Consider the following 20,331-nt stretch of genomic DNA (forward strand, 5'->3'; position numbering starts at 1 on the left):
TGAAAAAGGCCACTCAAAACACTTCCTAAAATGGCTTTTTACAATAGGTATATTAATCCCAGTCATCTGTTCTAAATGGAGAGGCAGGCAGTCCTTCTCTGTTGTAGAGATTAGCCGTATCGGGATTATCTGCCCAGGCATATCGTACTGCTACAGGATTCGAGACCTCAGGATGATAAACCACTACTTTGTTTCCTCTTATCACAGCTTTTGCCCAGCGCCATTTTCTATCCTTTCCTGCAATGGCAAAATGTTCAAGAGAATTGCCATTTTTGGCAACCAATCCGCTTCCTGTATTTTTGAAGCTAATTATAATCGAGTCTTTCTCCCTAACAAAAGAATCGTAGAGCGGTCCGGCTGGCACAATTTCTTCATTATAAGCAACTTTTTTTGCTGCCCGTGCAAGCCTTTCGCCGACTGCTTTCTTGTTTAGGGGATGAATGTCATTCCATTCCCCTACATCTATAGTTACTGCCATTCCGGTTTTGGGAAGGGACAGGGTCTTAGTCTGGGATTCTCGAAGCCTGGCCCAACTACTTTCACCTGGCTCTTCCCGGGGTTCCATAAAGTTTGCCAGTTGCACAAACAGGAAAGGAAGTCGCGGTTGCTCCAATTGCTTCCGCCAGTCCTTTATAAGAGCTGGAAATAGCCTTTCATACTCCACAGGATTATCGGCATTTGATTCCCCCTGGTACCATATAACTCCTTTTAAAGAGTAGTCTGTAAGAGGGTGGATCATGGCGTTGTACAGGCCCAGGGGCTTCCATCTTATAAAGGTTTGACCTCTTAAAGATGGCATCTCCACCCCAAGTTTATATTTCCATTCTCCCCTAAGATCAATTTCTGAATCTTCAAAGATGAGCTTATATGGCTTATCTGTAACAAACCCGCCTCTTCCGCTCTCATTGGTGATCCTTATGCTAATGCTGTTCTGTCCCGGCTTCAAAATTCCTGCCGGTATCGAATATCTTCGTGGAGGATACTGATACGTTGTATTTCCTACAAAGTGGCCGTTGACAAACACTGAATCGGCATCCACGATTCTTCCTAGTAACAATTTCGGTGATTGGCCTGCCAGCTCTTGCGGGATCTCAAATGTCCTTCTGAACCAAACCACCCCATTTTTGTGGCCGAGTTCATCATCGGCCCAGTACCCCGGAATTTCCATGCTGCTCCATCCGGACGTGTCAACCTGTTCGTTTTTCCATTTATTCGGGATCCCTACATCCTCCTTTACAGCCTTACGATGCCAGCTTCCAATTCTTTCAGCATCATTGTTTTGAATGCTGTCCCTAAAGTCTGAAATTTTATACTGAATTGCTTCAGCATAATGATTTGGAAATTCTTTTAAAGCTTCTTCGCTCATCCAGGCTTCTGCAGGGGAACCCCCAAGGCTCGAATTGATGATCCCAATTGGAACCTGGTATTGATCGTATAGATCTTTGGCAAAGAAATAAGCAACAGCTGATAGCTGCCTGATATTTTCCGGGGTTACAGGTTCCCACTTGCCTCCCTCAATTTCCTCCCGGGCCTCTTCAAAATGATAGTTTTTAGGCACTTCAAAAAATCGAAGCTGGGGATTATTGGCATTGGCTATTTCATCGGCATACAAAGGTTCAACTCTTCCCATAGATAATTCCATGTTAGATTGTCCAGAGACCAGCCATACGTCACCTACATATATGTCCTTTAATTCGATTTTATTACTTCCCGCAATTGTCATAATGAATGGCCCACCTTCTTCAAGTCCTGAAAGATCGATGGTCCATTTTCCATTATTATCTGCACGGGTGTTGTACTCCTTCCCCCTGAATAGAACAGAAACAGGTTCCCCTTCAGAAGCCCATCCCCATAGCTTGATGTCTGTATCCCGCTGCAGCACCATGCCGTCGCTTATTAGTTTCGGCAATTTTACCTGACCAAACGCAGCAACAGAGAAGATACAAAACAGTACTGCAGATAATAAAGCTCTGGATTTTGACATTTTTGGAAGCTCTAGTTTGTAACTACATCCGGCTCCTCCTCCTTGAAGGAACTTATGGTTTTAATGGTGCCATCCTCGTTGTATTCAAGTTTAGCAACTTTCATACTTCTAAGATATGTCTTGCCTCCGGAAAGGGAGCTATCGTGATAGAAGAGATACCACTGGCCATTATGTTCCACAATCGAATGGTGATTTGTCCATCCCAAAACCGGCTCAAGAATTACCCCCTGGTAAGTAAAGGGACCATAAGGACTGTCGCCGATGGCATAAGCGATGTTATGTGTGTCTCCGGTAGAATAGGAGAAATAATATTTTCCATTGTATTTATGAACCCAGGCAGCTTCAAAGAACCTTCTTTCATTATCGCCTGTGGTAATTGGATTTCCATTCTCGTCCAGGATCTGTACATCCTTTAACTCTTCAGCAAAACCTAACATATCATCACTCATGCGGGCCACTTTCGGACTTAAGGCCGGCTCATCATCTGCAGGATAAAGATCTTGCTCTCCCTGGTATTCGTTATTGCGATATCGTTGCAATTGGCCGCCCCAGATTCCGCCCAGGTACATGTAATATTCTCCATCTGTATCTCTGAATACTGCAGGATCTATACTGTAGCTTTTGGCAATGGGTTCTTCCTGAGGGGTAAACGGTCCTGCCGGTGAATCTCCAACCGCAACTCCAATTCTAAAGATGTCATTCTCGTCTTTTGCGGGGAAGTATAGATAATATTTTCCATCCATTTCGGCAGCATCGGGCGCCCACATTTGCCTTTTAGCCCAGGCGACCTCCTCAACGTCCAGCACTACTCCGTGATCTGTAATTTCACCTCCTACGCTGTCCATGGAGTAAACGTGATAATCTTTCATGTTGAAGTGCGCTCCCGTATCATCTTCAGGAATTCCTGAATCCCAGTCGTGGGAAGGATACACATAGATCTTCCCTTCAAAAACATGAGCAGAAGGATCTGCCGTATAGTTATCTGTTACCAGTGGCTCCGAGGCAAATTGCGGTAGAGTATCACTGGAAGCAGCGGGAGCTGTTTCGGTTTCCGGAGTCTTGTTCTCATTTCTACACCCTGTTAGAAAAGCAGCTGCTATAAGAAAGAGTCCTACTCTTTGAAAATTTAATTTTTGTTTCATGATTGTGAGTTTATGCGATGAGCTTTGAATTAAAGCAGTTAATATGCCGGAGTCTTAAAGACTCCGGCCTCTATTAAAAGGTTTTACTGCTTAAACGAGAAAGTTAATAGGAATTGGCAATAATTTGCTCGAGTAACTCCTGTTTTCCGCTAATTTGTTTTGGTTCGCCGTTTTCACGTGCAATTCTGCTTAGATCTTCAAGCGAGAGTTCTCCGTTTTCATATTTTGCTCCGTTACCGGAATCAAATGACGCGTAACGATCCTTACGAATTTGTTTATACTTTGAATTTTCAAGTACATTGTTAGCACAGATCAAACCTCTGGCAAACACATCCATTCCTGAAACGTGCGCAATGAATTTATCTTCAAGATCGGTAGAGTTACGGCGGACTTTGGCATCAAAGTTTATTCCACCACCTTGTAGTCCACCTCCTTCGAGGATGATGAGCATGGCCTGGGTGATCTCGTAAAGATCGATTGGGAATTGATCTGTATCCCAGCCGTTTTGGTAATCTCCTCTGTTAGCATCTATACTGCCCAGCATACCTGCATCTACTGCAACTTGTAATTCATGTTCGAAGGTATGACCTGCCAGAGTTCCGTGATTAACTTCAAGGTTTAATTTGAAATCCTTCTCCAGTCCATACTGCTTAATGAAATGGAGAGAAGTGGCGGCATCATAATCATATTGGTGTTTTGTTGGCTCCATAGGCTTGGGTTCAATGAAGAAATTTCCTTTGAAGCCCTGCTTTCTCGCATAGTCCTTACAAACATTCAGGAATCTTCCTAAATGATCAAGTTCTCTTTTCATGTCGGTGTTCAAAAGGCTCATATAACCTTCTCGTCCACCCCAGAATACGTAGTTTTCTCCGCCCAAAGCAATGGTGGCATCAAGTGCAATTTTTGCCTGTGCACCCGCATAGGCAAGTACGTCAAAGTTGGGATTGGTGGCAGCCCCGTTCATATAACGTGGATTGCTGAACAAGTTTGAAGTTCCCCACAACAATTTAATTCCAGTGTCTTCCTGCTTTTTCTTTGCATACTCCACCATTGTCTGGAGTCTTTTTTCAAACTCAGCAAGAGTGGGGGCTTCGTCAACAACATCTACATCATGGAAACAGTAGTAGGGCGTTCCCAGTTTAGTCATAAACTCAAAAGCTGCATCCATTTTATCCTTTGCCCTCGTAATGGGGTCGTTACTCCGGTCCCAGGCGAAAGTTTCTGTGCCCGGTCCAAATGGATCACTTCCGGTATTGTTGAAGGTGTGCCAGTAAGCTGTGGCAAATCGCAGATGTTCTTTTAGAGTTTTTCCTGCTACAACTTTGTTCTCGTCGTACCACTTAAAAGCAAGAGGGTTGTCGCTTTCCCTGCCTTCATATTTTATTTTGTCGATGTTCTTGAAAAATTTTGATTCCATTTTTAATCTTTATTTATTTTAATGTTGTTTTTCCATTGTTCGTAAATATCCTGATAACGTGCAGAGAGCTCCTTGTCGGGCTCCAAACATTCCAGTCGCTCCAGGTTCTCAAAAGCTTCGCTCAAATTTTTGAAGTATCCCAGGCCAAAGGCTGCACCACGAGCTGCCCCCTCTGCTCCCGAAGTATTATAAAGTTCAAGCTGCGCCTGGGTAGTATTGCAGAAAATTTCTCTAAATACCGGACTCAGGAAAAGATTCCCCTTCCCGGCGCGCACAATTTCTCCCGAGGTGCCCAGGGATTTCATGACCTCAAAGCCATAGTTCATGGCAAAGACAATTCCTTCACAGGCAGACCTTACAAGGTGAGCGGGTTGATGAATGTTGAAATTGAGATTTTCAATTCCCGAATTGGCTTCTTTGTTATTAAAGATTCTTTCCACTCCATTCCCAAACGGATAGAAACGAAGGCCTGCACTACCTGGTTCTGTCTTTGCAGCTTCAGTATTTAGCAGCTCATAAGAAATAAGTTCACTGTTGCCCAGGGACATTATTCTCCGAAGCCATTGATACAATATCCCCGATCCATTAATTATCCCCAGCAGTCCATTTCTTTTTTGCCTTTCAGTATTATTTACATGCAGGAATGTGTTAATCCGGTTTTCAGGGTCGTAGGCGTCGCTATTTGTAACGGCATATATAACTGCTGAGGTTCCAGCCGTTGTGGCTATTTCTCCGGGATTCAGTACATTGAGCGACAGTGCATTATTTGGTTGGTCGCCGGCACGATAGGTGACTTTTACATTTTTATCAAATCCCAGCTCTTCGGCAATTTTGGGATTAATAGTAGCCTGCTCCCCAAAAGTGGGCACGATTTCGGGAATAAGATTTTCATCCAGACCCATATTTTCCAAAACCTCTACAGCGAGCCGGCCTTCAGGAAAATTCCAGAGTGCAGCTTCAGATAAACCAGAAGAAGTGGTCTGAGCTGTTCCCGTTAATTTCGCAGCAATGAAGTCCCCGGGAAGCATCATGTATTTTGCCTCGGCATAAACCCCGGGCTCATTCTGTTTTACCCAGCCTAGCTTAGAGGCTGTGAAATTACCGGGGCTTCCGAGGATTTGCTCCTGACATTTTTTTTCACCGATGGATTTGTAAGCTTCTTGTCCAATTTGAGCCGCTCTGCTATCACACCAGATTATTGAAGGTCGTACAGGATCAAATTTTTCATTGGTAATAACAAGACCATGCATCTGGTAAGCTATACCTATTCCTTTTATTTGTTTAAGATCAAACCTGTGTTCGTTCCTTATGGTATTAAGACCTTGTTTGAAATACTGCCACCAACTATTGGGATCCTGCTCTGCCCATCCGTGTTTCGGGGCTCTCATTTCCATTTCAAAATCGGGCGCAGTGACAGAACATACCACAGTCCCTTTTTCTGCATTCAACACCGATAGCTTTATTGAAGAGCTTCCCAGATCAATTCCTAAAAAGTACATGCTAGTTCTGCTTTTGTCTGATCCAAATATTTTCCATGTCTTCGAGAGTTCTTCCCTTCGTTTCAGGTACGTACTTCCAGATAAAGAGTCCTGATAGAATTGCCATTACCCCATAGATCCAGTAAGAAAAACCGTGGTTAAAACTTTCTACTAAAGCCTCGTTGTTGTTCATCATTGGGAAAGTCCAGGAAACTATTAGATTTGCCAGCCATTGTACAGCAACAGCCACGGCCATCACACCTCTGATCTTGTTGGGGAAAATTTCTGATAGCAGTACCCATACCACAGGTCCCCAGGACATGGCAAAGGCGGCTATATACAGTAGCATGAGGAGCAAGGCCGGTAATCCCTCCACTTCCCAATAAAGCGTAAAGCCAAGACCAATCATACTAACTGCCATAATGGCGCTACCTATCATCATTAATTTCCTTCGACCAAATTTGTCGACAGTCATGATCGCAAGCACTGTAAACAGCATGTTAATGGCTCCCACGATGATGGTTTGCAGCATAGAGGCGTCTGTCTCCATTCCCATTCCTCTAAAGATCTCTGGAGCGTAATAGAGTACAACGTTTATTCCTACGAACTGCTGAAATATAGATAATAAGATACCTATAATAACCACTGTCCAGCCAAAGGATAGCCAGTGTGATCTTGTTCTGCTGAAGGATGCCTTGATTTCCTGTAAGATCTGGTTTGCTCTTTCAGGTCCATTAAGTTGGGTAAGGACCTTCCTTGCATTTTCCTCCCGTCCTTTCATTGTTTGGAAACGGGGGGTTTTAGGAACCAACAACAGAAAAATGAAGAACAGAACTGCCGGGATTGCTTCGGAGATAAACATATAACGCCAACCTTCTTCATTGATCCACGTTTCGGTTTGTCCCCGTACAATGAAATAGTTGACAAAATAAACCACCAACATTCCCGTCACGATGGCGAACTGGTTAAATGAAACCAGTTTACCCCGCATATCGGCAGGAGCCATTTCGGCAATGTACATAGGTGCAAGCATACTCGCCAATCCTACTCCAATTCCACCTATGATCCTGTAAATGATAAAAGCAGAAAGATTGTTCCCGGGGAAAATATCCAAAGCTTCAGGATAAGCAGAGCCACATGCAGAGATTAAAAAGAGAATCGCAGCTACTATGAGTCCATTGCGACGCCCTATGGAATTAGCTATGTTATCCCCAAAGGATGCCCCTATTATACATCCCACGAGAGCACTACTAATCATGAACCCGAGAATTGAATTTCTTAGGTTCTCTGTTAGAACATCTGGGAGAGCCAAAAACTGGAAATAATATAAAGCTCCTCCTATTAGAAAAAACAAAGCAATGATGGTATAGGCCGTACTCTTCTTAAAGAACTTCAGAATAAAAGAACTGAAAAGTAGGACAATCCCGAAAATACAGATGCTAAGGATAATTTTAAACTGAAAAATACTTTTCGCTGCGAATACGGAATCGTTTTCGAGAGTGAAAATAAAATAATTTTCAAGGGCTCCTACGGCCCCGGAAATAACTGCTGTATCGTAACCAAATAACAACCCGCCCAGGCTGGCAACTATAGTTATTAGATACACGCTTTTTTTGCTGGTTTGAAGTGTTGACATTATAAAATTGGAACTTATGGTTTAAGTGACTACAAGTTTAAATAATAATTTTTACTTTAGCAATTAATTGGTGCTAATATTAAAGTCTTCTTAAAATTGCAGATCAGTATTAAAAACTTCTCAGTATTGAAGAATTTTAAATCGCAATTCATCTAGTCCATGAAAAAAGAATTATTAGATATTGAATCTGGAGAACTTGTTTCTACCTCGGTGATGAGCACCATAACCATTGACTGCACCATCTTTGGCTTTGAGAACGGTAGTCTTGAGGTTCTTTTAGTCAAACATGCTCAGGGTATTAGCAAAGGAAAATGGGGTCTTCCCGGAGGATGGATTCAGGAAAAAGAGAGTATTGATGCAGCAGCTCATCGCTTGTTGAGAGAGCTAACGGGGCTTGATAATATCTTTCTCGAACAACTCAAAGCTTTTGGAGAACCAGATCGTTTTCCTCTGGGGCGAGTGATCACAGTAGGATATTATGCCCTTGTAAAGAGACAGGACTACAGCATTAAAGCCGGGTTCACTGCCTCGGAAGCAAGGTGGTTTAAAATTAAAGACTGCCCTCCGCTAATTTATGACCATAATGAGATCTTAAACTTCAGCATAGAAAATCTTAGAAGAAAAGTTAGACAGGCTCCTATAGGTTTCAATCTTTTGCCAGAAAAATTTACTCTTCTCCAATTGATGCAGCTCTACGAGGAAATTCTTGATCTGGAAATGGATAAGCCTAACTTTAGAAGAAAATTTTTGAGAATGAAGCTCCTGGTAGATGTGAATGAGAAGCAGAAAGATGTTTCCCATCGCGCTGCAAAACTATACAAGTTCGACGATAACACCTACAAAAAGTTAACCCAAAAGGGTTTTAATTTCGAGTTTTGAGTAAATTCTCTTAAAACTTTCTCTTTTGATCATTGATGCGGTTGGTCAACTTTGGCTATATTTGTCTACGGCCGATAAGAAGGAATTCTTATCTCTCAAGTAGCAATTCATGAAAAAAAAAGAGGTTACGATTTATGATTTGGCAAAAGAGCTGAATTATTCTCCTTCTACCATTTCCAGAGCTCTTAACAACCATAGGAGTATTGGAAAAAAGACCACCAGGGAAATACAAAAAGCGGCCGATTTATTGGGTTACCGGCCCAATTCTCTTGCAGCTTCTTTGCGCAGTAACAAAAGTAAGACCATTGGAATTCTTATTGCAAGAATAAATAGTCCTTTTATGTCTACCCTTATAAGTGGCATTGAAGATACTGCACGCAAGGCTAATTATAATGTGCTTATAAGTCAGTCAAATGAAAGCTACGAGAATGAAGTAAGAAACGCAAAGGCTCTTTACGACAGCAGGGTAGGAGGTCTAATTGTTTCCCTGGCAATGAAAACCCGAAATACAGACCATTTCAAGCAGTTTACCGATAAAGGAATCCCCGTGGTTTTTGTAGACAGGGTGCCCCAGGTTTTCAATTCCTATAGAGTAATAATAGATAATTATGCGGCCGGTTTTAAAGCGGCAAAACATTTGATCGATCAGGGGTGCAGGCGAATTGCCTATTTTACAGGCTCAAAGTATATAAATGTTTATAGCTTAAGACTTCAAGGTTACAAAGATGCTTTGGAACAAAATGGACTTCAAATTTATGATGAAAATGTAATAAGCCTGGAGACTCTGAGCATGGAAGAGGGAATGGCTGCTACCGAGAAATTGCTCACATCACCACATGCTCCCGATGGCGTATGTTCTGCTAATGATGCTGCTGCAGTGGGAGCTATTTTATGTGCAAAAAAATTCGGAGTAAAGGTGCCAGATGAACTTGCCGTAATTGGATTTAACGATGATCCTGTGGCTTCCATTGTTGAGCCGGCTTTATCTACTGTTTCTCATCCTGCAAGAAAAATGGGGGAACTGTCAACGCAGAGAATTCTGGAGCATTCATCTGCTGGCCTGGACTCTGGTATATCTGAAATCACCATGCTGGACACAGAGATCATTGTCAGGGATTCAAGCCGCAAAAACTCAAAATCCGAATCCGCAGGGGAGCCAGAACAAGAATTTAAAACCGAACATTCCCAGTCCTGATCTTATCTTTTTGAACAAAAACAAGACCGGGCATGCTCAGCAAATCTGCGATATACTTTCTCTTCAAAAATATCATTTTTGAGAGTTCTTCGTGTTCTATTTCTAGAACTCACCTTAAGGTAAATACAGCTTCTTTTGAAGGCGGGATACCCAACTCATGACTTCTTTGACCCGGGCTGGATCCGCCGATGTAAATTTTGAAGTCACCTGACTCGAGTATTCTTCTTCCTTCCAGGTCGACCAACTCCATCATCTCCGGAATGATTTCAAATTCCACCACTTCGGAAGCTTTTGGCTCCAATTCGACCCTTTTTATTCCAAAAAGTTGATATTTTGGAGCTCTTACAGAGGTTTTTAGATCTGAAATGTAAAGCTGAACAACCTCTTCTGCTTTTGTGTCTCCGGAATTAGTTACAGTGACCTTTGCCGTTAGAGATTTCCCCTTTCTAATTCTCTTTTCTGAAAGTGTGACATTTGAATAGTCAAAACTGGTGTAGCTTAAGCCAAAGCCAAAAGGGTACATAGGCTCTTCGGTCATGTATTTATATGTTCTGCCTACCATTGTATAATCTTCATAAGGCGGAAGTTGCTCCAGGGATTTTGGAAATGTAATTGGCAATCTTCCTGAAGGGGAAATATTACCAAAAATGACATCTGCAACGGCATTTCCTCCTTCTTCGCCGGGGTACCATACCAGGAGTACCGCATCTGCCAATTCGTGTACTTCCTCGAGGTTCATAGGGCTTCCTCCCGTGATCACTGCAACCAGAGGATTCTCTCCGGCAGCTTCCTTCAGTTTTCTCAGATAGTCGATCTGGTTCTGCGGAATGTTGTAATCCAGCCTGTCACCAAATGTTTCGGAGGCTATGGATTCTCCTTCCTCACCTTCAAGAACGCCCGAAATTCCCAGTACAGCAATAGTGGCGTCACTATTTCCGGCATTTGGTGAAGCCCAGTCCTGGGGATTAGCATTGGGACGGTCTAGCAAAGTCCCCTGCCTGTACTGTAGCTGACTTTGTGGTGCAATAGCTCCGGCTACTCCTTCGAGGATGGTTACCAGATCGGGGTTTACTCCATGGTAATTCCCGAGCAAAACCTCTATACTGGTAGCATTGGGCCCGGTGATAAAGTATTTGGATAGATCATTTCTTAGTGGGAGAACTCCATTGTTTTTGAGAAGAACTATAGATTTTTGAGCCGTCTCCAGGGCAAGTTCCCTGTGTTCCTGTGTGTTGAGATTTTCGACAGAAAGTTGGGAGTAAGGATTATCTTCTGCAGGATCAAAGAGTCCTAAATCAAACTTTGTTTTCATTAAGACCTTTAAGCGTTCGTCTATTTCTTCTTCGGTTACCAGACCCTTTTCCACAGCTTCCACCAGGCTGGGGTAATAGGTGCTCCCGCAGTTGAGATCTACGCCGTGCTTCACTGCTAGAGCAGCAGCTTCAGCGGGGGTTTCAACTACGTTATGACCTTCGTAAAAATCTACAAGCGCCCAGCAATCGCTTACCACGTGTCCCTTGAAATTCCATTGACCTCTCAATACATCCTCCAGTAAATATTTGTTAGCGCAACAAGGTTCACCATTTGTGGCATTATAGGCACACATGATTGTTTCAACATCGGCATCTACCAGTGCCTTAAAAGCTGGCAGGTATGTCTCCCACATATCTTTAAGAGAAGCTTCGGCATTAAATTCATGTCTCAGTTTTTCCGGCCCGCTGTGAACAGCATAATGTTTTGCTGCTGCGGCTGTCTTTAGGTATTTAGGATGATCCCCCTGCAGCCCTTTCACAAAGGCAGTTCCCAGCTGAGCTGTAAGGTAAGGGTCTTCGCCGTAGGTTTCCTGTCCTCTGCCCCAACGGGGGTCCCTAAAAATATTAATGTTCGGGGTCCAAAAAGTGAGCCCGCTATATTGTCGGCGGTAACCATGCTCAACTGCAGTATTATGTGTGGCGCGGGCTTCGTCTGAAATTGCTGTGGCGACTCTTAAGATAAGATCTTCATCAAAGGTTGCACCCAGACCAATGGCCTGGGGGAAAACTGTTGCCACCCCAGATCGGCCAATCCCGTGCAATGCCTCGTTCCACCAGTTGTACTCCGGAATTCCCAGGCGTTCAATAGCGGGACTGTTATGCATCATTTGACCGGCCTTTTCCTCGAGGGTCAATCGATTGACCAGATCATTGATCCTTTCTTCGGTGGAAAGACCCGGATTTTTAAAAGGATAATCTCCTGTTGCAATTTTTTCCTGACCCAAAACTGTAAAAGGGAAGCAGATCAAAAGGAGCAGAAGAGGCTTTGTGAGAGAACGTATCATAAATTCTGAGGTTGGTTAAGACTATAAATTTGCAAAAATTATTTAACAAATTAAGTATAAAGGAGGATTTTGCGCAACCGATTGCGTAATTTATTTTGCGCCATTCTTTTTTTTGCCTAATTTTCGCATCCCAAGCCTTTTTGATGTAATTAAACCACCCCCTATCACCAGAATGATGTATTGTAAAAAAATCAGTTTAGCCCTTCTTCTGCTTGTACTTACCTTCAATGGATACTCCCAGAGAGGCTATGATCTATGGCTCCAGTATGATGAAATAGAAGATCAGAAGTTGTCCAAAGAGTACCTCAAAAATGTTTCAGGATTGATGGTATTTGGCGATAGCCCTACTCTTAAGGCTGCTTCCAATGAAATAATGCGGGCGCACCAGGGTTTCTTCAAAAAAGAATTAAAAAGACAGATCTCTATCAAGGCAAATTCGTTGGTGCTGGGAACTAAAGAAGATTTACCGGCTTATGTTTTGCCTGCTCTGGAACAGGATTATAGCAAGATAAATGATGAAGGTTTTCTCATTAAGAAAATCAAAATAGGTAATACTCCCCTTATCGTCATTACCGGAAAATCCGAAGTGGGAGTGCTCTACGGGACCTTCAGGTTTATGAGAGAACTGCAATTACACAACAAAATCGAGGAGATCTACATTGCAGATGCTCCAAAAATTCAAAAAAGGGTTCTTAATCACTGGGATAATCTTGATCGAACCGTAGAAAGGGGCTATGCCGGATTTTCAATCTGGGACTGGCATCACTTACCTGAACTCATTAAACCAGAATACATGGATTATGCCCGTGCAAATGCTTCTATAGGAATAAACGGAACTGTACTTACCAATGTAAATGCCAGTTCGCTGGTGCTTTCTCCCATGTACATCGAAAAAGTCAAGGCTTTGGCCGATATTTTTCGACCTTACGGAATTCAGGTTTATTTGACAGCAAGATTTTCAGCTCCCTTAGAACTTGGAGATCTTGCAACAGCAGATCCACTTGATCCTGAAGTCCGGAAGTGGTGGAAAGATAAAGCTGATGAAATCTACGCTACAATTCCCGATTTTGGAGGCTTTTTGGTAAAAGCAAATTCCGAAGGACAGCCCGGTCCAAATAATTATGGAAGATCTCATGTTGATGGTGCAAATATGCTGGCAGAAGCAGTTGCGCCACACAACGGCATTGTGATGTGGCGGGCTTTTGTTTATTCTGAACATGATCCCGACGACCGGGCAAAACAGGCTTATTCTGAATTTGTTCCTTTTGATGGGCAATTCAGGGATAATGTACTTGTTCAGGTTAAGAATGGACCTATAGATTTTCAGCCAAGAGAGCCCTTTCATCCTATATTCGGAGCAATGCCAAATACCCCGTTGATGATGGAATTTCAAATTACCCAGGAATATCTCGGTTTTAGTTCTCATCTCGTCTTTCTTCCGAAGTTATTTGAAGAGGTATTAGATGAAGATACTTTCGTAAAAGGAGAAGGCTCAACAGTGGCAAAGGTCATAGATGGTAGTCTCCACAACAAGAAATTAACTGGCATGGCCGGCGTGGCCAATATTGGTACTGCAAAGAACTGGACAAATCATCCTTTTGGACAGGCCAACTGGTACGGCTTTGGGAGACTTGCCTGGGATCCTTACCTAAGCTCGGAGAAGATCGCCGAAGAGTGGCTTAAAATGACATTTTCAAATGACAATGAATTTGTAGAGCCAATGAAGGAGCAGATGCTCAATTCCAGGGAAGCTGTGGTAAAATATATGACCCCGCTGGGCTTGCATCACATCATGGCTACAGGTCACCATTACGGTCCCGGTCCGTGGGTAGATGATCTAAGCCGCCCTGAATGGAATCCGGTTTATTACCACAAAGCTGATTCTTTAGGGGTTGGTTTTGACAGAACAGCTACCGGAAGTAATGCTCTTGAGCAATATGCCGAACCTATTAGCCAGCAGTACAGCTCTCCAGAAACCACTCCGGAAAAATACCTCTTGTGGTTCCATCATTTACCATGGGATTATGAAATGAAGAATGGAAAAACCCTGTGGACGAATCTGGCGCTCACCCATCAGGAAGGGGTAGAGGATGTTAAAGAAATGAAATCCACCTGGGAAGAGATGGAAGAATATGTAGACAAGGAAAGGTATGAGAGAGTTTCTATGCTCCTCGACATTCAGTTGAAAGAAGCCAAATGGTGGAGAGATGCTGTGTTAAGCTACTTCCAAAAATTTTCAGATATGGAATTACCGGATTCGGTTCCGCAACCCGAACATGATCTGGAATATTATAAATCCCTTAATCACCCTTATGCCCCTGGCATAAACCCGTCCTGGAACTAATAAGTATGAAGAAACAACTAATCGCAATTGTAACCGGAGCGAATGCCGGACTCGGTTTTGCGACTGCAAAGAAATTCTGCGATAACGGGATAATTACCTACGTTAACGGAAGAAATGAAGAAAAAACAAAACAGGCTTGCGAGGAGCTGGGGCCAAATGCCAGGCCCTTCATTCTTAACCTCAATAACCTGGAGGAAATTCCTGCTGCTGTTCAAAAAGTGGCAAAAGAAGCCGGAAGAATTGATGTACTGGTGAACAATGCAGGGATCAACATGAAAAAAGACTTCCTTGAAGTGACAAATGAGGAGTTTCAGAATATCCTTCACACGAATGTTCTGGCGCTTTTTGCGATAAGTCGGGAGGTCACCAGAGTGATGAAGGAGAATGGCTCTGGCAGTATTATAAATATTAGCTCCATGGCTGCTCAATACGGGATTCCAAGGGTGATCGCTTATTCTGCCAGTAAGACAGCTATAGATGGGATGACCCGCGCCATGGCTGTAGACCTGGCACAATTTGGGATCAGGGTTAATGCTGTGGCTCCTGGATTTATAAAAACTAATATGTCCGGTAAGGCGTTGGATGGCGACCCGGAGAGAAAGAAAAGAGTTCTTTCCAGAACACCAATGGGTAAGTTAGGAGAACCTTCAGATGTAGCTGATGCTGTTTTCTACTTCGCTACTTCTGAATCAAAGTTTACAACAGGAACGGTTCTACCTGTAGATGGAGGCAATTCCATAGGTTTTTGATATGTATAGAATGAAACAAACCATGCGATGGTACGGGCCCAATGATGTATTGTCGCTAAAGGACTTGAAGCAGGCCGGCATTAGTGGAATAGTAACTGCTTTGCACGAGATCCCGGTTGGAGAAATCTGGACCGAAAATGCCATTTTAGAGAGGAAAGCAACTATTGAGGCTCACGGGCTGGAATGGAGCGTGATAGAAAGCCTGCCGGTGCATGAGGATATCAAAAAAGCTTCAGGAAATTACGGGACATACATCGATAATTATAAGGAAAGCCTGCGCAATATTGGAAAATGCGGAATTCCGGTGGTGGCATACAATTTTATGCCCATCCTGGACTGGGTTAGGACAGAACATTATGCCGAAAACGAGCAGGGCGCACTTGTGCTGGAATACGACCCTGTAAAATTCGCTTTTTTCGATCTTTTTTTGCTGAAGCGGCCTTCAGCTGAAAAAGATCATTCCGAAGAAGTCATTTCCGCAGCAAAAAAGCTGGAAAAGGAACTTTCCGAAGAAGAAAAGGCTGAGCTCTTCCGCAGCATTCTTCTTGGACTGCCGGGAAGCACTGAGAATTTCACACCCGGGATCATCCTTGAACTGCTGGAATCTTACAAACATATCAACGAAGATAAATTAAGGGATAACCTCATCAATTTTCTTGCTGAAGTGGCGCCTGTAGCCGAAGAAAGCGGGGTAAATCTGGCCATACATCCCGATGATCCTCCCTTTCCTGTACTTGGGCTTCCCAGGGTAGTGAGTACCCAGCAGGATATAGATTTTATCCTGAAAAATGTGGATAACAAAGCCAACGGACTTTGCTATTGTACCGGCTCTTTGGGAGCACATCCAAAAAATGACCTTTTAGAGATCTTTAAAAATTTTAGCGACCGCATTCATTTTCTACACCTAAGGAATGTGCGAAAAGAAAAATCCGGAGTTTTTAGAGAATCAGACCACCTGGATGGAGATGTGCCAATGACTGAAGTGGTAAAGAATATCCTGCAACTCATGCAGGAGCGGCAACTGAGCCTGCCCATGCGCCCGGACCACGGTTACCTCCACACAATGGAAAGGGATAAAAACTACTATGCCGGCTATTCGTATATAGGAAGGTTAAAAGGCCTGGCTGAATTGCGCGGACTCGAAATAGGTTTAGAAGAATTAATAAATAAGAAATGAAAGATCTAAAAAGCTTAAAAAAAGCAGCTCTCTTCCTGCTGGTTACGGGAACATTGTTGAGTTGTAAATCTGGTACTGAAGAAGAAGAGCAGGCAGTCGCCGCGGCCGAAGCTGAGGAGCCGGGACTTAAGGATTATTATGAAGGTTATTTTCCCATGGGAGTTGCAGTGGCTCCTAATACTGTTGAAGGAGAATCTGCAGATCTTCTACTTAAACATTTTAACAGCATTACCCCGGAAAACGTGATGAAGATGGGGCCTATTCACCCGGAGAAGGATAGGTTCAACTGGGAGGAAGCCGATAAAATTGCCGCTTTTGCAGAAGAAAATGATCTTAAAATGAGAGGTCATGCCCTGGTTTGGCATCAGCAGGCAGGAGATTGGATCTTTAAAAATGAGGATGGAAGTCAGGTAGACCGGGAAGAACTGTTACAGAGAATGAAGACCCATATTGATTCTGTAGTGGGCCGGTATAAAGGCACGATCTATTCCTGGGATGTGGTGAATGAGGCAATTTCCGACAATCCTGACCAATTACTCCGCAAGTCGGATTGGCTCGAGATAATTGGAGAGGATTTTTTAGCCAAAGCTTTCGAGTATGCACGTGCTGCAGATCCCGACGCCAAACTTTATTACAATGACTATAATGCCATCATTCCCGAAAAAAGGGACAGGATCTACAAAATGCTGAAAAACCTTGTGGAAAATAATGTGCCGATAGACGGCGTGGGAATCCAGGGCCATTGGTCTATTTATGGTCCTTCGGAAGAAGAGCTGCGAAAGGCGCTTGATATGTACTCTTCTCTGGGATTGGATGTGCAGATCACCGAGCTCGATGTTTCCCTTTATCCATGGGAAAAGGAACAACGGGATCTAAAGCCAGGAGAATCTGACGAGTTCACGCCCGAGCTCGAACAGAGACAGATCGAAGCTTATGATATGTTCTTCGAGGTCTTTAGAGATTATAAGGATGTTCTTACGGGAGTTACTTTCTGGAATCTGTCCGACAGGTACACCTGGCTTGACCATTATCCTGTAGAAGGTAGAAAGAACTATCCTCTGCTATTTAATGAAAACTTTGAACCCAAGAAAGCGTACTACGAAGTGATCGATTTTGGCAAAGTAGAAAATTAAGAAATGAGGCGATTACCTTTCAGTTTTAGTGCAAAAAAACCGGTTCTGCTGGGGCTGCTTCTGGTAGTTTTAAACATTGCTTCAGTAGGTGCACAGGAGTCTTTCGTAACTACTGTTCCAAAAAAGGCATTTTTTCCCCTTGTTTCTGAAGCCGGTGCCGCCACTGTTTACGTTGCTCAAAACGATTATAAAGGAGTTCATAGAGTAGCACAGGATTTTGTTGAAGATGTAGAAAGGGTGACCGGCAAGCTTCCTGCTCTTAAGACAGGTCCGGAAATTCCCGATGGAAAACCGGTGATTATTGGAACCCTCGGGAAAAGTACCTTGATTGATGATCTTGTTGATAGGGGAAAACTGGATATTTCAGAAATTGAAGGAAAGTGGGAAACCTTTTCCATTCAGACTGTAGAAAGACCTTTTCCCGGAGTTGATCAGGCCCTGGTTATTGTTGGAAGCGATAAACGCGGAACTATTTTCGGGATCTACGATGTTTCAGAAGAAATAGGGGTTTCTCCCTGGTATTATTGGGCCGATGTTCCGGCAGATAAGGCTAAAGAGCTCTACATCAAACCCGGAAAATTTTCAGATGACACTCCAAAAGTGAAATACAGGGGGATCTTTATCAATGATGAAGCTCCGGCCCTTTCCGGATGGGCGGGGGAGAACTTTGGAGGCTTTAACAGCAAATTCTATGAGCACGTCTTTGAGCTTATTCTTCGGCTTAAGGGAAATTATTTATGGCCTGCTATGTGGGGCCGCGCCTTTTACGATAATGACCCTATAAATGCGGAATTGGCCGATGAATACGGAGTAGTTATTGGAACTTCGCACCATGAGCCTTTAATGAGAGCACATGATGAATGGAGACGCTATGGGAAAGGGGCCTGGGATTACAATAAAAATCCGAAAAATCTCAGGGAATTCTGGAGAGGGGGAATTGAAAGAATGGGAGACAATGAGAGTGTGGTCACCATAGGGATGCGCGGGGACGGTGATGAGCCCATGAGCGAGGACACTGCCGTTGAGCTGCTTGAGACCATAGTAAAAGACCAGCGCGAGATCATTGCCGATGTTACAGGGAAACCTTCCGAAGAAACTCCGCAGGTATGGGCGCTGTACAAGGAAGTTCAGGATTATTACGATCAGGGGATGCGGGTGCCCGATGATGTAACACTGCTTTTGGCAGACGATAATTGGGGAAACATCCGGAAACTTCCTAACCCCAAAGATGAACGAAGAGAAGGCGGCTACGGAATTTATTATCATTACGACTATGTTGGAGGTCCACGGAACTATAAATGGATCAACACCACTCAGATTTCCCGGGTGTGGGAGCAGATGAATCTTGCCTACCGGTATGGAGCAGATGAATTATGGATGGTGAATGTGGGAGATATCAAACCCATGGAATTTCCTATTAGCTTCTTCCTGGACTATGCCTGGGATCCTGAAAAAATTTCTGCTGATGACCTGAAGGATTATACTGTAGAGTGGTCAAAAAAGCAATTTAATGAGCAGTTTTCAGAAGAAATAGCCGGGCTGCTGCTTACATACACCAAATACAATAGCAGGAGAAAGCCTGAGCTTATAGGTCCTGAAACCTACAGCTTGACAAATTTTAATGAGGCTGAAAGAATTGTAGAAGATTACAACAATCTGGTGGACCGGGCAGAAAAGGTCTATGCAGCATTGGAAGAGGAATATAAAGATGCTTTTTATCAGCTGGTATTGTTTCCTGTTAAGGCTTCAGCTAACCTGAACGAACTTTATGTAGCGGCGGCAAAGAACAGGCTCTATTCACAACAGGGCAGGGCTGCAACCAACAGGTACGCCGAAAGAGTAAAAGTACTTTTTGAAAAGGATGCGGCGCTTACTAAAGAATTTCATACCGATCTGGCAGACGGAAAGTGGAATCACATGATGTCTCAAACTCATATTGGCTACACTTACTGGCAGCAACCCGAGCAGAACAACATGCCTGAAGTTGAAGAAATTCACCTTCCAAAAAAGGCTAAAATGGGAATTGCTTTGGAAGGGTCGGAACAAACATTTCCGACAGCAAGTGCAACTGCTACCCTGCCTGTTCTTGATCCTTATAATGATCAATCGTACTACATCGAGATCTTCAATAAGGGAAAGGAGCCGTTTAATTTTAATATCCGAAACAGGAATAAATGGCTGGAGGTTTCAGAAGTAAAGGGAACTGTAGACGATCAGTCGAGGATCTATGTGAAGGTGAATTGGGACAAGGTGCCAAAAGGTAAAAAAACCGGAACAATTACTGTACACGGAGCCGGAGAATCTGTTGAGGTGGAGGTGCCAATTAATAATTTTAGGACAGGAGAAGCAACAGGTTTTGTAGAAAGAAATAACTATATAGCAATAGAGGCTGCTAACTTTTCAGAAAACGTGCAGAAGAACGGCCGGGGCTGGGAGTTGATTCCAAACCTGGGAAGAACAGGTTCAGCTATGGCAGCTTATCCTAATGAGCCGGTGCACAAAGGAATCAGCAAAGAGAATCCCTACCTTGCCTATAACATTTTCACTACAAGTGGTGGAGAAGCAGACCTGGAATTGTTGCTATCACCAACTCTGGACTACCTGAACAAGGGCGGACTTAAATTGGCTGTTTCTTTAGATGATAAGCAACTTCAAATGCTCAACATGCATGAAAATACACCAGATGATTGGTCTGCTTCCGTAAGTAATAATGTGACCAGGGTGGTGACAAAGCTTGACCTGGGAAAACCCGGAGCACATACCCTCAAGATATGGGCGGTGGAGACAGGACCTGTTTTGCAGAAGATCATCCTTAAAACAGGGGAAGTAAAGGAGTCTTATTTAGGACCTCCGGAAAGTGCAAAAACGAATTAGAAAAAA

At 43.4% G+C, this 20,331-nt stretch carries 13 protein-coding genes; 7 read left to right on the forward strand and 6 right to left on the reverse strand.

What is annotated here, in order from left to right; translation table 11 throughout:
* Nucleotides 1–52: 52 nt before the first annotated feature.
* The 5 genes from VR862_RS14370 to xylE form a co-directional block, all read right to left on the reverse strand.
* Nucleotides 53–1,984 (reverse strand): sialate O-acetylesterase, encoded by a 1,932-nt coding sequence (locus tag VR862_RS14370; protein ID WP_324721705.1) that lies wholly within the window; start codon nt 1,982–1,984, stop codon nt 53–55.
* 11 nt (nt 1,985–1,995) lie between these two features.
* Nucleotides 1,996–3,126: a glycoside hydrolase family 43 protein gene (locus tag VR862_RS14375; RefSeq protein WP_324721706.1), complete on the reverse strand. Its 1,131-nt coding sequence runs from the start codon at nt 3,124–3,126 to the stop codon at nt 1,996–1,998.
* Nucleotides 3,127–3,229: 103 nt separating this feature from the next.
* The gene (xylA, locus tag VR862_RS14380) at nt 3,230–4,543 is read right to left on the reverse strand and encodes a xylose isomerase (RefSeq protein ID WP_324721708.1); all 1,314 of its coding nucleotides are present in this window, start codon (nt 4,541–4,543) and stop codon (nt 3,230–3,232) included.
* A 2-nt stretch (nt 4,544–4,545) separates the two neighbouring features.
* The gene (locus VR862_RS14385; protein ID WP_324721710.1) at nt 4,546–6,042 is read right to left on the reverse strand and encodes a xylulokinase; all 1,497 of its coding nucleotides are present in this window, start codon (nt 6,040–6,042) and stop codon (nt 4,546–4,548) included.
* Nucleotide 6,043: 1 nt separating this feature from the next.
* On the reverse strand, nt 6,044–7,657 hold the full coding sequence (gene xylE / locus VR862_RS14390) for a D-xylose transporter XylE (protein WP_324721712.1): 1,614 nt from the start codon (nt 7,655–7,657) through the stop codon (nt 6,044–6,046).
* A 159-nt stretch (nt 7,658–7,816) separates the two neighbouring features.
* Here xylE and VR862_RS14395 point away from each other — a divergent pair, with 159 nt between their 5' ends.
* On the forward strand, nt 7,817–8,536 hold the full coding sequence (locus VR862_RS14395; protein WP_324721714.1) for an NUDIX hydrolase: 720 nt from the start codon (nt 7,817–7,819) through the stop codon (nt 8,534–8,536).
* A 109-nt stretch (nt 8,537–8,645) separates the two neighbouring features.
* Nucleotides 8,646–9,731: a LacI family DNA-binding transcriptional regulator gene (locus VR862_RS14400; protein WP_324721715.1), complete on the forward strand. Its 1,086-nt coding sequence runs from the start codon at nt 8,646–8,648 to the stop codon at nt 9,729–9,731.
* A 109-nt stretch (nt 9,732–9,840) separates the two neighbouring features.
* Here the strand turns inward: VR862_RS14400 and VR862_RS14405 are convergent, their stop codons facing one another.
* On the reverse strand, nt 9,841–12,048 hold the full coding sequence (locus tag VR862_RS14405; RefSeq protein ID WP_324721716.1) for a glycoside hydrolase family 3 N-terminal domain-containing protein: 2,208 nt from the start codon (nt 12,046–12,048) through the stop codon (nt 9,841–9,843).
* Between the two features lie 172 nt (nt 12,049–12,220).
* On the opposite strand from VR862_RS14405, the gene VR862_RS14410 reads away from it, so the two are divergent.
* From VR862_RS14410 to VR862_RS14430, 5 genes are read left to right on the forward strand one after another with little or no spacing between them, the layout of a single operon-like run.
* Nucleotides 12,221–14,392, forward strand: coding sequence for an alpha-glucuronidase family glycosyl hydrolase (locus VR862_RS14410; RefSeq protein ID WP_324721717.1), 2,172 nt, complete (start codon nt 12,221–12,223; stop codon nt 14,390–14,392).
* Nucleotides 14,393–14,397: 5 nt separating this feature from the next.
* Nucleotides 14,398–15,141 carry an SDR family NAD(P)-dependent oxidoreductase gene (locus tag VR862_RS14415; RefSeq protein WP_324721718.1) on the forward strand — a complete coding sequence of 248 codons (744 nt, stop codon included), beginning with the start codon at nt 14,398–14,400 and terminating at the stop codon, nt 15,139–15,141.
* A gap of 1 nt (nt 15,142) precedes the next feature.
* Nucleotides 15,143–16,318: a mannonate dehydratase gene (gene uxuA / locus VR862_RS14420; RefSeq protein ID WP_324721719.1), complete on the forward strand. Its 1,176-nt coding sequence runs from the start codon at nt 15,143–15,145 to the stop codon at nt 16,316–16,318.
* Nucleotides 16,315–17,451 carry an endo-1,4-beta-xylanase gene (locus VR862_RS14425; RefSeq protein ID WP_324721720.1) on the forward strand — a complete coding sequence of 379 codons (1,137 nt, stop codon included), beginning with the start codon at nt 16,315–16,317 and terminating at the stop codon, nt 17,449–17,451. The genes uxuA and VR862_RS14425 overlap by 4 nt, the downstream gene beginning before the upstream one ends.
* A gap of 3 nt (nt 17,452–17,454) precedes the next feature.
* Nucleotides 17,455–20,325, forward strand: coding sequence for a glycosyl hydrolase 115 family protein (locus VR862_RS14430; protein WP_324721721.1), 2,871 nt, complete (start codon nt 17,455–17,457; stop codon nt 20,323–20,325).
* Nucleotides 20,326–20,331 lie beyond the last annotated feature (6 nt).

This window comes from Salinimicrobium aquimaris, assembly GCF_035607535.1.
GTDB lineage: Bacteria > Bacteroidota > Bacteroidia > Flavobacteriales > Flavobacteriaceae > Salinimicrobium.

Excerpts from the sequence above, each read along its gene's own strand:
- VR862_RS14375 (WP_324721706.1), bottom strand. The coding sequence starts at position 3,126 with ATGAAACAAAAATTAAATTTTCAAAGAGTAGGACTCTTTCTTATAGCA.
- VR862_RS14430 (WP_324721721.1), top strand. The coding sequence starts at position 17,455 with ATGAGGCGATTACCTTTCAGTTTTAGTGCAAAAAAACCGGTTCTGCTG.
- xylE (WP_324721712.1), bottom strand. The coding sequence starts at position 7,657 with ATGTCAACACTTCAAACCAGCAAAAAAAGCGTGTATCTAATAACTATA.
- VR862_RS14395 (WP_324721714.1), top strand. The coding sequence starts at position 7,817 with ATGAAAAAAGAATTATTAGATATTGAATCTGGAGAACTTGTTTCTACC.
- VR862_RS14405 (WP_324721716.1), bottom strand. The coding sequence starts at position 12,048 with ATGATACGTTCTCTCACAAAGCCTCTTCTGCTCCTTTTGATCTGCTTC.
- xylA (WP_324721708.1), bottom strand. The coding sequence starts at position 4,543 with ATGGAATCAAAATTTTTCAAGAACATCGACAAAATAAAATATGAAGGC.
- VR862_RS14385 (WP_324721710.1), bottom strand. The coding sequence starts at position 6,042 with ATGTACTTTTTAGGAATTGATCTGGGAAGCTCTTCAATAAAGCTATCG.
- VR862_RS14415 (WP_324721718.1), top strand. The coding sequence starts at position 14,398 with ATGAAGAAACAACTAATCGCAATTGTAACCGGAGCGAATGCCGGACTC.
- VR862_RS14425 (WP_324721720.1), top strand. The coding sequence starts at position 16,315 with ATGAAAGATCTAAAAAGCTTAAAAAAAGCAGCTCTCTTCCTGCTGGTT.
- VR862_RS14370 (WP_324721705.1), bottom strand. The coding sequence starts at position 1,984 with ATGTCAAAATCCAGAGCTTTATTATCTGCAGTACTGTTTTGTATCTTC.
- uxuA (WP_324721719.1), top strand. The coding sequence starts at position 15,143 with ATGTATAGAATGAAACAAACCATGCGATGGTACGGGCCCAATGATGTA.
- VR862_RS14400 (WP_324721715.1), top strand. The coding sequence starts at position 8,646 with ATGAAAAAAAAAGAGGTTACGATTTATGATTTGGCAAAAGAGCTGAAT.
- VR862_RS14410 (WP_324721717.1), top strand. The coding sequence starts at position 12,221 with ATGATGTATTGTAAAAAAATCAGTTTAGCCCTTCTTCTGCTTGTACTT.